Here is a 14778-nt window from a genome sequence, read left to right on the forward strand (position 1 = left end):
CAGTAGTGAAACGAAACAGCGCCGATGATAGTGTGGCATTTGCCATGTGAAAGTAGGACATCGCCAGGCTCCAAATTCAGTCGCAAGACTTTAAATTAAAAATAATAAGAAAATTGAACAGAATTTGCTTGGTGACAATAGCGTTTTGGACCCACCTGACCCCATGCCGAACTCAGTAGTGAAACGAAACAGCGCCGATGATAGTGTGGCATTTGCCATGTGAAAGTAGGACATCGCCAGGCTCCAAATTAAAGAAAGCCCGATTCGAAAGAGTCGGGCTTTTTTGCGTTTAAGCTGATAGCTCTCTGTGTTGGGTTTCGCTGCGCTCTACCCAATCTACGCCAGAGCTTTAAAACTTTCCTCTTTCTAACTTTACTCTCGCTAACTCACTACAAACCACAGTGCCCCTTGCTTCCCTTGCGTTGTTATGCGATAAAGCGTTTTATATTTGTAATACAATTAGGGTTTACTGTGTCTCGTAAGAAAACAACCAAGTCAAAAGGTTCTTCAGGGTTAAATCGTAAAAATAGTGAAGCATTCATCGCTAAGTTCTCATCTCATCCTGATACGCATCTATGCCCATCGGGTTTAATGTATAAAGTGATTGATGATGTTGCAGGGGATCGCGTAACAGAGTTCGATACAGTGGTCATTAATCAACGTATTATGCTTGCTGATGGCAATGTGATTGCCGACAGTTATAAAGCGGGTATGCCAGAGGTGTTTGCTTTATCAGAAGCTATAGAAGGGTTACGAGAAGGTTTGTTATTAATGAATATCGGCTCTCGCTATGAATTTGTGATCCCCCCAGAGCTTGCTTGGGGTAAAAAAGGTAACGGCGGAAAAATTGGTGCGAACGCAGTGCTGCATTTTGACGTTCGGTTGATGCGTTTAGCTTAATTCTTTTAGCATAAGTCCTTTAGCATAACTCGACAGAGTATTTGAAACGCGTTAACGTTCACTACTGGTTACTGAGGAACATTATGGACGCATTTACTTCACGAGTTTATTTTCTTCGCCATGGCGAAATTGCCACACCGGGTATTCTTTCTGGGCAAATCGATGTTGACTTATCAAAGCATGGTCTTGAACAAATGCGCCAAGCCTCTGCTGAACTGTTGAATTTAAATGCTATTTATAGCTCACCGCTAAAGCGTTGCTCAGTCTATGCTGATTTTTTAGCAAATCAACACACATTGAATGTTCAGTATTTCAATGCGCTGAAAGAGTTTAATTTTGGTGATTGGGATGGCCAAGACTATCAGCAGCTTTGGCAGCAAACCAGTAAACCTCATATCGGTGATTTTTGGCAGCATCCTTGGCAGGTAAAAGTACCCAATGGTGAATCAATGGCTGACTTTTACGCAAGGGTAGAAGCTTGGTGGCAAACGTTTTTAAACTCATTGAGTGAAACTAAACATACTCAGTCATTGGTAATCAGCCACGCTGGTGTGATTAAACAAATTCTTGCTATTGTTTGCCAGATGCCAAAACAGTCAGCCACGCATTTAAATGTTTTCCACCTCCCTTATGCGGGACTTGTTACACTCGATGTATATATAGATGAACAAGGAAAAACTTGGCCAAAAATTGTTTTTTAGCCATCTAGAGTGATATTCATTGAATTATTTACTTAGCCCGCCATAATACACATATGCTATGGAATGGAGTGAAATTCTCCAGCTGTTCCCGCAACTGTAATCCATCATAAGTATGGTCAGCCAGATACTTAGCACTAACAATTAATCATCGAGCGGGTAAACTCACGTCATTTTCTGGTACTTATCAGTGCTTTCTTGTGCGTTGTGGTTGCTCGCCAAGAGAGAACAAGCTTGCAACAAACTAGCCACGGCTCTGCGCCATTAATATCAGTCTCTGATTTAAGTTGGGGTATTGCGAATAAAACAATACTTAAATCAATTAGCCTTGAGTTAAAAGCTGGGCAGTTTATAGGTTTACTTGGCCCTAATGGTGCAGGTAAATCAAGCTTACTGCGTTGTCTTTATCGTTACTTGAAACCTCAACAAGGGGCTGTGTTGCTAAACGGTGAAGATATCTGGCAAATCAATGCTGATGAGTTTGCAAAGCAGGTTGCTGTAGTTTTACAAGAGTCTCCATCGCAGTTTAATTTGTCTCTGTTCGACGTGGTGAGTTTAGGGTTAACACCTCATAAGCGACTTTTCAGCGGCACGTCTATCAATGATAAGCAGCGAATATATCAAGCGATTGAGCAGGTTGGTTTGTCTCATCATAGTGAGCAAGCATTCGATTCACTCTCTGGTGGTGAAAAGCAAAGAGCACTCATTGCACGCTCTATCGTACAGCAACCTAAGCTTTTGATCATGGATGAGCCTACCAGTCACCTTGATGTTAAATACCAAATTCAAATAATGGAATTAGCAAAGTCCCTCGATGTGACTGTGCTTGCCTCTTTTCATGACTTAAATCTCGCAGCGAGTTTGTGTGATGAATTACTGGTAATTGACGAAGGGCAATTGGTTTGTCAGGGGCAACCAAAAGCGGTGCTTACTGAGCAGCTGTTGAGCGATGTATTTGGTGTCTGCGCTGCAGTGTCTGCTCATCCGCAATCAAACACCGATAAGTTTATCCCGCATATAACTTATTTTTATGGCTATCAGACACAGGAGCATCAAAATGACTGATGCAATGCGTTTAAGTATCTGTGTTGTTGTTGGGCTTATTAGTTGTTTTTTCGCTCTGAGCTTTGGTGCTGCAAACACACCATTGAGTGATGTACTTAATGGCCTGTTTAGCCAAGGCGGTGATGAATTCGTGCAGCGGATTATTTGGCAGTTACGCATGCCAAGAACGGTGCTGGCATTTTTAGCAGGTTCTGGACTTGCTCTTGCGGGATTAATTTTGCAAACCGTAACCCGAAACCCGCTTGCTGATCCTTACTTGTTTGGTATCTCTTCAGGGGCTTCATTTGGTGTGGTGTGCTTTATAGCCCTTACTGGTGTGAGTTTTGGCTTTAGTATGTCAGTTGCTGCATTTGCCGGAAGCTTACTTTCTATGCTGTTGCTTATTGCTATTGCAGGGCGTCGCCATGTTGGTCAAGTTGAAGCCATGTTACTTGCCGGCGTTGCTTTATCCTTCTTATTTAGCGCTCTGACTAGCCTGCTGCTTTATTTTAGTGATCCTCAAGCAATTACAGCTATTTTATTTTGGACAATGGGCAGTTTTTCTCGGGCGCAGTGGGGCACTCTTTGGCTGCCGTTTACCGTTATTATTGCCTGTATGACTTTGATGATTGCATTTCGTCGTCAGCTTAATGCAATGCTACTTGGCGATGAAAGTGCTGCGACTTTGGGGATTCATGTTCAACGCTTTCGGATCATGATGCTGCTGCTAAGTTCATTAATTACAGCGGTGCTTGTTGCTCTGTGTGGAGGCGTTGGTTTTGTAGGTCTGATGATCCCGCATATTGTGCGCTACTTTTCGCCGCAAGGCAGCAGTCATAACTTAGTCATGACGTCCTTGGTCGGTGGCATTTTTATGGTGTGGGTAGATGTGTTATGCCGAACCTTATTGAATAACCAAGAATTACCCGTTGGTGTGATCACTGCAGCTATCGGCAGCGTGTTCTTTTTATTCTTACTTTATTTTCGTAAACAGAGCAGGTAGCTAATGTTTAATATCATGCCAATTAACCAGCAGTTTTCAGCTGTAATACAACAAAAGATAGACCTTAAAACGAAGCCGCTTGGTGCCTTAGGTAAGCTTGAGAGTTGTGCTAAACAATTAACGCTTATTTTTTCAAAGCAGCTTGATAGTGAGCAGGCGCTACTTGCCTTTAAACCAGTTATTTCAAAGCCTTCTCTGGTTGTTTTTGCAGGCGATCATGGTGTGGCAAGTCAAGGTGTGTCAATTGCTCCTAGCACTGTTACATCACAAATGGTGGCAAACTTTGCAGCTGGAGGCGCTGCAATCAATGTATTTTGTCGCCAGCTTGGTTGGCAGCTCGAAGTTGTCGATGCCGGAACACTCACTACAGCACATGATAAAAGTGTGCATAACCAGCGTTTAGGTGAAATCACTGCCCCACTGAATACTGAAATGGCCATGTCTCGTAGTCACGTTGAAAAAGGGTTTGAATTAGCAAAGCAGCGAGTTCATTCACTCTATGAGCAAGGCAGCAATACTATTGCGTTTGGAGAGATGGGTATTGGTAATACTACAAGTGCTGCGGCATTAATGGCTGCTTTGTTGTCCTTACCTGCCAACCAATGTGTTGGTAAAGGCACAGGTGTGAGTGACGAGGTTGTTACTAAAAAAATCAAGGTTGTGGAGCAAGCCCTCCAATTGCATCAAGCTCATTTTAGCGACCCACTAATGACACTCGCTGCATTAGGTGGTTTTGAAATTGTTCAGATCACCGGTGCCATTTTAGCTGCTGCGGAGCTCGGCATGGCGGTGATCGTGGATGGCTTTATTTGCACTGCAGCAGCGCTTGTTGCAACTCGCATTAATGCAAACGCTCGCGATTACATGTTATTTGCCCATGCCTCTGATGAGCAAGGGCACAAAACAATGCTTAATGCCATGCACGCATCACCTTTATTACAGCTAGATTTACGTTTAGGAGAGGGCACAGGTGCTGCACTTGCCTTACCTTTACTGCAAGCATCTTTGGCGTTTTATAATGACATGGCAAGTTTTGTCGATGCTAATGTTGAGCAAGTAGTTTGATATGAGCACGGAACAACACACTTCAAACACGACTCCAAGTCAGCTTCAGTTATTTTTACTGGCGCTCAGCTTTTTAACGCGTATACCCGTTAAATTAAACTTTGCAGTATCGAATAAGGCGCTCAATCAGGCCAGCCGCTATTTTGCATTGGTCGGAGTATTATTAGGCGCACTTTTAGCGTTAAGCTTTTTGCTGCTAAGTTGGTTATTCCCCCCAGCCATTGCAGTTGCGTTAGTTATGGCGTTTAGCTTGGTAATCACAGGGGCATTTCATGAAGATGGGCTTGCTGATGTCTGGGATGGCTTTGGTGGCGGTTGGCAAGTTGCAGATAAGCTCAACATTATGAAAGATAGTCGCTTAGGCACCTATGGTGCTGCGGCGCTTGTGATGGCTTTATTAGTTAAGTACCAAACACTTGTCGCACTTAGCGAGGCAACCAGTACTCTGATTATTGCTCTTGTTTTAGGACAAAGCTTAAGCCGGGTTGTAGCAACAAGTTTAATTGCAGATATGGACTATGTAAGTCAGGACGCCACATCTAAAGTAAAACCAATTGCGATGTATTTAAGTACGCAAAGTTATCAAATACTGTTAGCAACTGGCTTTGCTGTGTTAGCAATAGCATGGTTGTTTTTTGGCTTCACTCTAGGGCAATTATTAATACTCGTCAGTGTGCTTTTTGTTACTCGTTTACTATTGAAGCGCTGGTTTGAAAAGCAGTTATCTGGCTATACCGGCGATTGCTTAGGTGCTGCCCAGCAAGTATCTGAGCTTGTTACCTACTTATGTCTAGTGAGTATGTTATGAGCCAATCACACACCTTAATTTTAGGCGGTGCTCGCAGCGGTAAAAGCCGTTTTGCTGAGCAGCTGGCAATAAATTCAGACAAGCCACTTATCTACATTGCTACAGCAAATGCGGGTGATGAAGAAATGACAGCCCGAATTAATAGGCATCAAGCAGAGCGCGCTAAGCATTGGCAACTTATTGAAGAGCCTTTGCATTTGGCTAAAACATTACGACAGTATAGCCAAGCTGAAAACTGTATTTTAGTGGACTGTTTAACCTTGTGGTTGAGTAATTGCTTATGCCAGCAGGGTGAAGCATTTTGGCTTGAGCAAAAAGCGGCCTTACTCGATGTGCTATCGCAATTGTCTGGTGAGGTGATTTTTGTCAGCAATGAAGTGGGTCATGGCATTGTGCCGCTCGGTGAATTAAGCCGTCAGTTTGTTGATCATTCAGGTTGGTTGCATCAAGCCTTAGCACAGCAAGTTGCACGTGTTGAGTTTGTGATTGCAGGTCTTGCACAAACTTTGAAAAGAGAACAATGATGAAAACAATAATGGTGCAAGGCACAACTTCAGATGCAGGCAAAAGTACCCTTGTTGCAGCACTTTGTCGGATCTTTGCTGAGCGAGGCATAAAGGTTGCACCTTTTAAGCCACAAAATATGGCGTTAAATAGCGCCGTAACAGCAGATGGTGGCGAGATAGGCCGAGCACAAGCTTTGCAAGCTGTAGCGGCAAAAGTGCCCGCAGAAGTCGATTTTAACCCTATCTTATTAAAACCTAACAGTGATACTGGGGAGCAGGTAATCGTTCATGGTAAAGCGCTTTCGAATATGGAAGCGGACAGTTATCACGACTACAAAAAAGTGGCGATGGATGCGGTTCTTACTTCGCAGCAGCGTTTAAGTGAACGTTTTGAATTACTGGTTGTTGAAGGTGCAGGGAGCCCTGCAGAAATAAACCTGCGCGAAAACGACATTGCCAATATGGGCTATGCTGAGGCGGTAGATTGCCCGGTGATCATTATCGCCGATATCGACAAAGGCGGGGTGTTTGCCCATTTAGTTGGGACATTAGCGTTATTGTCTGACTCAGAGCAAGCGCGCGTTAAAGGCTTTGTGATTAACCGTTTTCGGGGTGATATTGCGTTATTGCAAGGCGGTCTTGATTGGTTAGAGCAATACACCAATAAGCCAGTGCTTGGGGTGTTACCTTATTTACATGACTTAGCACTAGATGCTGAAGATGCCGTTGCTATAAGCAATCAGGTAGATAAACCACAATTGCGCATAGCAGTGCTATTGCTACCTCATATTAGTAATCACACTGACTTTGATGCACTGCGATTACAACCAGAAATCGATTTACAGTATGTACGTCATACCCAGACTATTCCAAGTGTTGATCTGATTATTATTCCGGGCAGTAAAAATGTCCTTAGCGACTTAGCGTTTTTAAAAAATGAAGGTTGGCACACACAAATAAAACGTCATTTACGCTATGGCGGTAAAGTGCTCGGAGTATGTGGTGGGCTGCAGATGTTAGGCAACTATCTTGCTGATCCACATGCTGTTGAATCCAATTTAGGCAGCGCAGAAGGGCTAGGGCTTGCTGACTTTGAAACGCAGTTAGGGCAGCAAAAAGTATTAAGCCAAGTCACTGGCATGCTTCATTTAAATCGTAGTGGTAAAACAATTTCAGGCTATGAAATTCACGCTGGTATAAGCCAAGGGCCCGCACTTGAAAAGCCATTCTTGAGTTTTAATAATCACCCAAGTGGATTTAAAGTGGATGGCTTTATTAGTGATGATAACCAAATCGCAGGTACTTACTTACATGGCTTGTTCGATACGCCAGAGGGGGGAGCTGAGCTAACAACTTGGCTTGCACCAAATAGCCAAATACAGCCGATTGATATTAACTTAAACCGTGAACAGCAGTTAAGCCGTTTAGCCAATGTGGTAGCAGAGAATCTCGATATTGAACAAATCATCAATATTTATGAGAACTTCAACTTAGAGTCATAAGGAACAACAATGAGCGAACAGAATCAAGATAAGCACCAACAGCGCCAGCAAAAAGTAAAAGAAAAAGTCGATGAACGTATTGCTGCTGCGCAAAAAGAGCAAGGTATTTTTCAGGTCATTACTGGTAATGGTAAGGGCAAATCTACCTCTGGATTTGGTACTGTCGCACGTGCTGTTGGTCACGGAATGAAAGCAGCTGTGTGTCAGTTTATTAAAGGGACTTGGGAGTGCGGTGAGCGTAACCTACTCGAAAAAGCAGGGGTTGAATTTGTTATTATGAACACCGGTTTTACCTGGGAAACACAAAACAAAGAGTCAGACACCGCAGCTGCCCAAGTGACATGGCAAGAAGCGAAAAGAATGCTCAAGGATGAGTCGATTAACCTCGTTATGCTAGACGAAATAACCTATATGATCACCTACGGCTATATTGACTTAGACGAAGTACTAGAGGCAGTAAGCTCTCGACCAGCCATGCAATCGGTGATCATTACAGGACGTGGTGCACACCGAAAATTGACCGACTTGGCTGACACAGTCAGTGAAGTTAGAAATGTAAAACATGCTTTTGATACTGGCATTAAAGCGCAAAAAGGGTTCGATTATTAACATGAAAACCATCAAGTTTGCACTCTTAGGTTTTTTATTAAATTTACCCGCACTTGCACACGCTCATGAAATTAAAGAGCCACAGCGTATTGTTGCTTTAGCACCGCACATTGTTGAAAACCTGTTTGCGATAGGTGCTGGCGATCGTATCGTTGGTACGGTTGATTTTGCTGATTACCCAGCACAAGCGAATGATATTGAACGTGTTGGTGGGTATTACGGCGTCAATATGGAAAAGTTACTGTCACTTAAGCCAGATCTTGTTTTAGCGTGGAAGACAGGAAATAAAGCTGATGACCTCGCTTATATCGAAAAGCTAGGCATTCCTGTTGCTTATAGTAATCCGGATCAAGTTGATAATGTTGCTGATGAATTACGTAAGCTCGGCACGCTTACGCATTTACAAACTAAGGCAGATAAGGTGGCCAATGAGTTTGTAGCTAAACTCAATGCAATTCGTGCCTCTCAGCAAGGTAAAAAAGCCGTGCCTGTTTTTTATCAATTATGGCCAGAGCCGATGATGACAATTGGTGGAAATACCTGGATCAATCAGCTTTTAACTATTTGCCATGCTGAGAATGTGTTTGCTAATAGCGATACTGATTACCCGCGTATTAGTATTGAAAATGTATTGGTTGCTAAACCTGAGGCGATTATTATTCCAGACGAAAAATCTAAAAAGCCGCAACCGAAGATAGACTGGCGTCAATGGCCTGAACTGCCGGCAGTGCAGCATAACCAGTTTATTAGTGTGAATGCAGATCTATTGCATCGTTTTACAACCCGTATGCTAGATGGTTTAAGTGATATGTGTGGTAAAATAGACATTTCTCGTCAGCAAATACAGGCTTCAAAATGATCGATTGGCAAACATTTCTAGATACCGAGCTTGCTAAACCCTACATGCAAGAAACCTTGCAATATGTAGCTGATAGACGCGCAGCAGGTGTGACCGTTTATCCAAAAGATGAGCAGGTATTCTCAGCTTTTGATGCCACACCACTGAGCGAAGTCAAAGTGGTTATTTTAGGGCAAGACCCTTATCACGGAGAAGGCCAAGCCCATGGTTTGTGTTTTTCGGTATTGCCGCAGGTTAAAAAGCTACCGCCATCATTAAAGAATATATACAAGGAACTAGCCACAGATATTGATGGGTTTGAAATACCCCACCATGGTTACTTGCAAAGTTGGGCAGAGCAAGGAGTGTTTTTACTTAATACCGTACTTACTGTTGAACAAGGGCAGGCTCATTCTCATAAGCAGCTTGGCTGGGAGCAATTTACCGATGCAGTGATTGCGCTTATTAATCAACACTGTGAAGGTGTGGTGTTTATTTTATGGGGCGCGCATGCACAGAAAAAAGGTAAACATATTGATACCTCGCGTCATCATGTGATCCAAGGTCCGCATCCGTCACCGCTTTCTGCTCATCGAGGTTTTTTTGGTTGTCAGCACTTTTCTAAGACAAACCAAATACTTATTGATCAAAACAAAAAACCGATCAATTGGTCATTACCACAAATTTTATAACAGAAACGTAAAAGGCCCATAATAAGGGCCTTTATTTTACAAAAAATCTAATTCGTCTATGTCAATACTGTCAGTAAAGTAATCAAGCTCCTTTAGTTCTTTACGTAATCTGTGTTTATCTTTTAACGCTTCGATTTCGCGCCATTTTCTTTTTTTATTTTTTGTGGAGGTCTTTTTTGTTTTACCAGGACCTTCTAATATTTCTAAAATATCGTCTAGGCTATCCATGAACTTCTCCCATTTATTTTTTGAACCTCGGAAATACGTATACCATAGGCAAGGTAAAAATAGAACAAAAAAGTGACGATAATGTTACAGAACTGTGATTGATAGATGAATAGATCAAGGAATTAGTTATTTCAGAAACAAAAACGCCACCGGGCGGTGGCGTTTTAAAAAATGCTGTAATTTGAATTACATTGCTTTAAAACGAGCTTCTAATTCAATTTGTGCTTCTGCGAACGAGCGAATACCTTCAGCGAGCTTTTCTGTTGCCATTGCATCTTGGTTATGTAACCAACGGAACTGGCTTTCAGTCAGTGGTGCTGGTTTTTCTTCAACAGTAAAGTTGTTATCTAGCAGGTATTCTTGTGCATCAGTTAGTTGGCCTAGCTCTTCTAAAAGTGCAGGGCTAATGGTTAACTTATCACAACCTGTAAGCGCGATGATTTCGCCTGTATTACGGAAGCTTGCGCCCATTACCACTGTTTTGTAATCGTGACGTTTGTAGAATTCGTAGATACTACGAACCGATTGCACACCAGGATCGTTCAGTGGATCAGTTGGCTTTTCCATACCGTTAGCAACATGCCAGTCTAGGATACGGCCAACGAATGGTGAAATTAAAAATACGTTAGCATCGGCACATGCGCGAGCTTGTGCTTCAGAGAATAACAGCGTTAAGTTACACTTAGTGCCTTCTTTCTCTAATTGCTCAGCGGCTTTGATGCCTTCCCACGTTGATGCAACTTTGATCAGGATTTTATCTTTGCTCACACCTTCTTTTTCGTACAGGCTCAATAAAGTGTGGGCTTTATCGATTGTCGCTTGCGTATCAAATGATAAACGCGCATCTACTTCTGTTGAGATATAACCTGGAACAATTTCACTGATTTCTTTACCAATTAAAACAGCAAAGTAATCACAAGCTAGCTCAAGTTGTTTAGCTGCATCTTGCTCGGTTTCTTTGGCATATTGCCACGCTTTATCTAAATAAGGCTTGTACGCTTCAATTTCACTGGCTTTTAAAAGTAAAGACGGATTAGTTGTCGCATCTTCTGGTTGGTGCTTTTTGATAGCTTCGATATCACCTGTATCTGCAACAATAGATGAATGCTGTTTAAGCCTTTGTAGTGCTGAAGTCATTTGCTTTCCTCATTCCAAGCAAGTTAAAAGAATATCCATTATAGCCACCTTTATGCTGCAACACTATGACAGTGTTTAATAGGTCAAATGTCCTTAATATAGAAAACTAGAACATTATGTATGAAAGAGCAGCGGATAAAGGCAGGACGAAACAAAACGTGCATTTTGATTCAATTAATGTTGAAATTGACATCAAATAAATTACAAGTCAATAGCTAAGTATGATCACTGTTATTTCACCTGCAAAGAATTTAGATTACGAAACCCCAGCCACGACCGATAAATTCACTCAACCTGAATTACTCGAGCATAGCGAAGAGTTAATGTCAGTTTGCCGTGATTTAACACCAGCGCAAATTGGTAGCCTAATGAAAATCAGCGATAAATTAGCTGGTTTAAACGCAGCACGATTCGCCGAGTGGTCGCAGCCATTCACGCAAGATAACGCAAAACAAGCCGTGTTGGCTTTTAATGGCGATGTGTACGGTGGTTTAGATGCACAATCATTAACCAGTTCAGACCTCGATTACGCGCAGTCACACTTACGTATCTTGTCTGGCCTTTACGGTGTGCTGAAGCCGTTAGATTTAATGCAGCCTTACCGTCTTGAGATGGGTACTAAACTTGAAAACCCACGTGGTAAAAACTTGTATCAGTTTTGGGGCAGTGTCATCGCCGAAAAGCTTAATACGGTACTTGCTGAGCAAGATAGTAAGTATTTAGTAAACCTTGCTTCGAACGAGTATTTTAAAGCAGTTGATAAAAAAGCGTTAAATGCGCAAATCATTACGCCGCATTTTAAAGACTGTAAAAACGGCCAATATAAAGTGATCAGCTTTTATGCGAAAAAAGCCCGCGGCATGATGGCGCGTTACATCATTGAAAATAAAATTACCCAATTGAGTGATTTAAAAGATTTCACCGTTGCAGGTTATTACTTTAGTAGCGATGCAACAGCAAAAGAATTAGAGCCTGTTTTCTTACGCGAAGAGCAGAACTAATTTTTAGCAAAATGAATTAGAGAAGCCGTGCTTAGCACGGCTTTTTTTATGGTTTTAATACACCCAATTAGAAATGGCGCTTATCTTGCAAATACCCTGTTGAGTAATTAATTCATCAAGGTATAAAAATGTTAAAAATTCCGACAGTAAGTGAAGCTGAAAAGCTAATAGAAGAAAAACTCGGTGGCTGGATTGATATCATCATAAGCCATATTCCAAACTTTATTGTCGCAGTAGTTATCACCATTGTATTTTCATTGCTGGCGCGTCTTGTTGGTTCAATGCTCAGAAAGCTATTACGTCGCTCATTAGAGTCTTCGCAAATAGCGGACTTAATGTCATCGATAGCAAAGGTTATTGTGCTATGCGTAGGCTTATTTGTAGCCCTTGATTTCTTGGGACTTAGAGGCACAGTCACCTCTTTACTTGCTGGTGCTGGTATTGTTGGTCTTGCGATTGGTTTTGCCTTTCAGGACATGACAGAGAACCTTATAGCGGGTATTGCTATGGGTATTCGCAAGCCATTTAAAACTGGCGATGTTATTCGCACCGAAAGCGTGTTTGGTACTGTACGGGCGATTAACCTTAGAAACACCCTCATTGAGAACTTTTATGGGCAACTTATCTTAGTCCCTAACAAGATTTTATTTAGGAACATACTCAGTAACTACAGTACCTTAGGTGTGCGTCGTATCGAAGTGCCTGTGGGTATTTCGTATGCCGATGACCCCGAGCAAGCCGCAGAGGTGATTGTTAAAAAAATCAATGAGTTTGATTTTGTAATTAAGCAAGAAGAAACCGCTGTTTACGCCGAAAGCTTTGGTGATAGTAGCGTTAACTTACTAGTTTGGTTTTGGATTAAATACCCCGGCGAAGCGGATTTCATGACAGTACGCCACAAGGCTGTTGTGGCAGTTAGAAACGCCCTAAGCGAAGCTGACATAACCATCCCATTCCCAATTCGCACGTTAGATTTTGGCATCAAAGGCGGTGAGAAATTAAACGCCATGATAAGCGAAAAACAGCAGAATAAAGACACTGAAAAACCGCAAACCGATGAGTAAAATTTACTGACTCATCGGCGTGATTTACACAGGGAAGTGTGGTTCTGAGAAGGAGAGAAAAGAGGACTCTCAGATCAATCACCAAGTCAAATGTTAGCTAGTTTAAAGGAAGAAGCGAGTAAGGATGGGAAATTATAAACTTAATATTCAAGCCGAGGCTGATTTGAGCATAGTGATGCATTATGTCGATATCTGAGAATTAACATAAATAACCTGAACCTGTTAAATAATATAAAGGACGTTAGGAGCGTAAATTCGCGCGAAATAAATTTCACGCCTACGATTAGCTATTCTAACTTAGAGCTTAAAATTTACGGCTTAAAGCTCGGTTCCCGTGTTGGGTTTCGCTGTGCTCAAACCAACTTACGTGCTTGAAGTTTTGTCCTACAAAAAAAGCGCAAGCAGTTTAACTGTTTGCGCTTTTTTTCGATATGCCAATGATTAGTGAAGGATACGTGCTCTGATTGTACCTTCAACAGCACTTAGCTCTTTAAGAGCGACTTCTGATTGGTCTGTATCGACATCAATTACTACGTAACCAATCGCTTCGTCAGTTTGTAAGTACTGGGCTGCGATGTTGATACCGTGCTGTGCAAACGCTTGGTTAATTTGCGTTAGAACACCTGGGCGGTTGTGGTGTACGTGTAATAAACGGCTGCGGTTTGCAAGTTCTGGCAGTGATACTTCAGGGAAGTTAACTGCAGTAATGGTTGAACCATTATCTGAGTATTTAGCAAGTTTGCCCGCTACTTCAATACCGATATTTTCTTGTGCTTCTTGTGTTGAACCACCAATGTGTGGTGTCAAAATCACGTTATCGAACTCGCGTAACGGTGATACAAACTCTTCATCATTTGACTTAGGTTCTACAGGGAATACATCGATTGCAGCACCGCTTAGCTTGTTTTCACGAAGTGATTCAGCCAGTGCATCAATATCAACAACTGTTCCGCGAGAAGCGTTAATTAGAATAGCGCCTTGCTTCATTACTTCAAGCTCTGCCATTCCAATTAGGTTCTTCGTTTGCGGTGTTTCTGGTACGTGTAAGCTAATAACATCAGCACGCTGTAATAACTGAGTTAGGTTATGAACTTGCGTTGCGTTACCGAGTGTTAGTTTGTCTTCAATATCGTAAAACTCAACGTTCATACCGATATTTTCTGCCATGATACCTAGCTGTGTACCAATGTGACCGTAACCAATAATACCTAAGGTTTTACCACGCGCTTCAAATGAACCGTTGGCTGATTTTAACCAACCGCCACGGTGTGCTAGGGCATTACGCTGTGGAATACCACGAAGTAATAATAAGATTTCACCAAGTACTAATTCTGCAACAGAACGAGTGTTTGAGAATGGTGCGTTAAATACCGCAATACCACGCTCACGGGCACCTTGCAGGTCGACTTGGTTAGTACCGATACAGAAGCAGCCGATAGCGACTAGCTTTTCTGCTGCTTCTAATACCGCTTCACTAATATGAGTGCGAGAACGAAGGCCTACAAAGTGCACATCTTTAATGCGCTCGATGAGCTCGTCTTCAGGTAAGGAAGTTTTTACGTAATCAATATTACTGTAGCCATTACGTTTAAGCGTTTCTACAGCACTTTGGTGCACGCCTTCCAGCAAGAGAATTTTAATTTTGTCTTTTGCTAACGATACCTTACTCATATCCTCATTCCT

Annotated in this window: 16 protein-coding genes, 1 rRNA gene and 1 riboswitch; of the genes, 14 read left to right on the forward strand and 3 right to left on the reverse strand. The window is 42.2% G+C overall.

All coding sequences use genetic code 11. The features are described 5' to 3' along the window. The first annotated feature begins 127 nt into the window (after window positions 1-127). The 12 genes from rrf to ung all read left to right on the forward strand — a co-directional run bounded on the left by rrf (window position 128) and on the right by ung (window position 9665). Window positions 128-242, forward strand: a 5S ribosomal RNA gene (gene rrf, locus QL229_RS06280). Between the two features lie 229 nt (window positions 243-471). Next, window positions 472-900, forward strand: a complete 429-nt coding sequence (locus tag QL229_RS06285; RefSeq protein WP_281546597.1) for an FKBP-type peptidyl-prolyl cis-trans isomerase — start codon at window positions 472-474, stop codon at window positions 898-900. Window positions 901-983: 83 nt separating this feature from the next. Further along, a complete protein-coding gene (locus QL229_RS06290; RefSeq protein ID WP_135923702.1) occupies window positions 984-1601 on the forward strand; it encodes a histidine phosphatase family protein in 618 nt (205 codons plus the stop codon). 12 nt (window positions 1602-1613) lie between these two features. Further along, a riboswitch (cobalamin riboswitch) is annotated at window positions 1614-1752 on the forward strand. 80 nt (window positions 1753-1832) lie between these two features. Then, window positions 1833-2663, forward strand: a complete 831-nt coding sequence (locus tag QL229_RS06295) for an ABC transporter ATP-binding protein (RefSeq protein WP_281546598.1) — start codon at window positions 1833-1835, stop codon at window positions 2661-2663. Next, window positions 2656-3645, forward strand: coding sequence for an iron ABC transporter permease (locus tag QL229_RS06300; protein WP_281546599.1), 990 nt, complete (start codon window positions 2656-2658; stop codon window positions 3643-3645). The genes QL229_RS06295 and QL229_RS06300 overlap by 8 nt, the downstream gene beginning before the upstream one ends. Window positions 3646-3648: 3 nt before the next feature. Then, window positions 3649-4710, forward strand: coding sequence for a nicotinate-nucleotide--dimethylbenzimidazole phosphoribosyltransferase (gene cobT / locus QL229_RS06305; protein WP_281546600.1), 1062 nt, complete (start codon window positions 3649-3651; stop codon window positions 4708-4710). Window position 4711: 1 nt separating this feature from the next. Then, complete coding sequence (locus QL229_RS06310; RefSeq protein WP_235384133.1) at window positions 4712-5518, forward strand: adenosylcobinamide-GDP ribazoletransferase; 807 nt, start codon at window positions 4712-4714, stop codon at window positions 5516-5518. Continuing rightward, window positions 5515-6042, forward strand: a complete 528-nt coding sequence (gene cobU / locus QL229_RS06315; RefSeq protein ID WP_281546601.1) for a bifunctional adenosylcobinamide kinase/adenosylcobinamide-phosphate guanylyltransferase — start codon at window positions 5515-5517, stop codon at window positions 6040-6042. The genes QL229_RS06310 and cobU overlap by 4 nt, the downstream gene beginning before the upstream one ends. Next, on the forward strand, window positions 6042-7526 hold the full coding sequence (locus QL229_RS06320) for a cobyric acid synthase (protein WP_281546663.1): 1485 nt from the start codon (window positions 6042-6044) through the stop codon (window positions 7524-7526). Before cobU ends, QL229_RS06320 begins: the two co-directional genes overlap by 1 nt. 9 nt (window positions 7527-7535) lie before the next feature. Continuing rightward, on the forward strand, window positions 7536-8135 hold the full coding sequence (cobO, locus tag QL229_RS06325; protein WP_281546602.1) for a cob(I)yrinic acid a,c-diamide adenosyltransferase: 600 nt from the start codon (window positions 7536-7538) through the stop codon (window positions 8133-8135). Between the two features lies 1 nt (window position 8136). Next, window positions 8137-8994, forward strand: coding sequence for a cobalamin-binding protein (locus QL229_RS06330; RefSeq protein WP_281546603.1), 858 nt, complete (start codon window positions 8137-8139; stop codon window positions 8992-8994). Continuing rightward, entirely contained in the window at window positions 8991-9665 is a 675-nt protein-coding gene (ung, locus tag QL229_RS06335) for a uracil-DNA glycosylase (protein WP_235384137.1), read from the forward strand. The genes QL229_RS06330 and ung overlap by 4 nt, the downstream gene beginning before the upstream one ends. A gap of 36 nt (window positions 9666-9701) precedes the next feature. Here the strand turns inward: ung and QL229_RS06340 are convergent, their stop codons facing one another. Next, complete coding sequence (locus QL229_RS06340) at window positions 9702-9893, reverse strand: DUF3545 family protein (protein WP_135923711.1); 192 nt, start codon at window positions 9891-9893, stop codon at window positions 9702-9704. A gap of 186 nt (window positions 9894-10079) precedes the next feature. Beyond that, window positions 10080-11030 carry a transaldolase gene (gene tal, locus QL229_RS06345; RefSeq protein WP_138557268.1) on the reverse strand — a complete coding sequence of 317 codons (951 nt, stop codon included), beginning with the start codon at window positions 11028-11030 and terminating at the stop codon, window positions 10080-10082. Between the two features lie 221 nt (window positions 11031-11251). Here tal and yaaA point away from each other — a divergent pair, with 221 nt between their 5' ends. Continuing rightward, on the forward strand, window positions 11252-12031 hold the full coding sequence (gene yaaA / locus QL229_RS06350; protein WP_138557269.1) for a peroxide stress protein YaaA: 780 nt from the start codon (window positions 11252-11254) through the stop codon (window positions 12029-12031). Between the two features lie 128 nt (window positions 12032-12159). Beyond that, complete coding sequence (locus QL229_RS06355) at window positions 12160-13095, forward strand: mechanosensitive ion channel family protein (RefSeq protein ID WP_281546604.1); 936 nt, start codon at window positions 12160-12162, stop codon at window positions 13093-13095. A gap of 441 nt (window positions 13096-13536) precedes the next feature. Here QL229_RS06355 and serA read toward each other — a convergent pair whose 3' ends face one another. After that, the gene (serA, locus tag QL229_RS06360; RefSeq protein WP_135923716.1) at window positions 13537-14766 is read right to left on the reverse strand and encodes a phosphoglycerate dehydrogenase; all 1230 of its coding nucleotides are present in this window, start codon (window positions 14764-14766) and stop codon (window positions 13537-13539) included. Window positions 14767-14778: the final 12 nt, after the last annotated feature.

Source organism: Pseudoalteromonas sp. PAR1, from assembly GCF_947311895.1.
Taxonomy (GTDB): domain Bacteria; phylum Pseudomonadota; class Gammaproteobacteria; order Enterobacterales; family Alteromonadaceae; genus Pseudoalteromonas; species Pseudoalteromonas lipolytica_C.

Coding starts and splice junctions, on each gene's coding strand:
- QL229_RS06340 (WP_135923711.1), bottom strand. CDS start 9,893: ATGGATAGCCTAGACGATATTTTAGAAATATTAGAAGGTCCTGGTAAA.
- ung (WP_235384137.1), top strand. CDS start 8,991: ATGATCGATTGGCAAACATTTCTAGATACCGAGCTTGCTAAACCCTAC.
- cobT (WP_281546600.1), top strand. CDS start 3,649: ATGTTTAATATCATGCCAATTAACCAGCAGTTTTCAGCTGTAATACAA.
- QL229_RS06310 (WP_235384133.1), top strand. CDS start 4,712: ATGAGCACGGAACAACACACTTCAAACACGACTCCAAGTCAGCTTCAG.
- QL229_RS06320 (WP_281546663.1), top strand. CDS start 6,042: ATGAAAACAATAATGGTGCAAGGCACAACTTCAGATGCAGGCAAAAGT.
- QL229_RS06290 (WP_135923702.1), top strand. CDS start 984: ATGGACGCATTTACTTCACGAGTTTATTTTCTTCGCCATGGCGAAATT.
- cobO (WP_281546602.1), top strand. CDS start 7,536: ATGAGCGAACAGAATCAAGATAAGCACCAACAGCGCCAGCAAAAAGTA.
- yaaA (WP_138557269.1), top strand. CDS start 11,252: ATGATCACTGTTATTTCACCTGCAAAGAATTTAGATTACGAAACCCCA.
- QL229_RS06355 (WP_281546604.1), top strand. CDS start 12,160: ATGTTAAAAATTCCGACAGTAAGTGAAGCTGAAAAGCTAATAGAAGAA.
- QL229_RS06330 (WP_281546603.1), top strand. CDS start 8,137: ATGAAAACCATCAAGTTTGCACTCTTAGGTTTTTTATTAAATTTACCC.
- serA (WP_135923716.1), bottom strand. CDS start 14,766: ATGAGTAAGGTATCGTTAGCAAAAGACAAAATTAAAATTCTCTTGCTG.
- tal (WP_138557268.1), bottom strand. CDS start 11,030: ATGACTTCAGCACTACAAAGGCTTAAACAGCATTCATCTATTGTTGCA.
- QL229_RS06300 (WP_281546599.1), top strand. CDS start 2,656: ATGACTGATGCAATGCGTTTAAGTATCTGTGTTGTTGTTGGGCTTATT.
- cobU (WP_281546601.1), top strand. CDS start 5,515: ATGAGCCAATCACACACCTTAATTTTAGGCGGTGCTCGCAGCGGTAAA.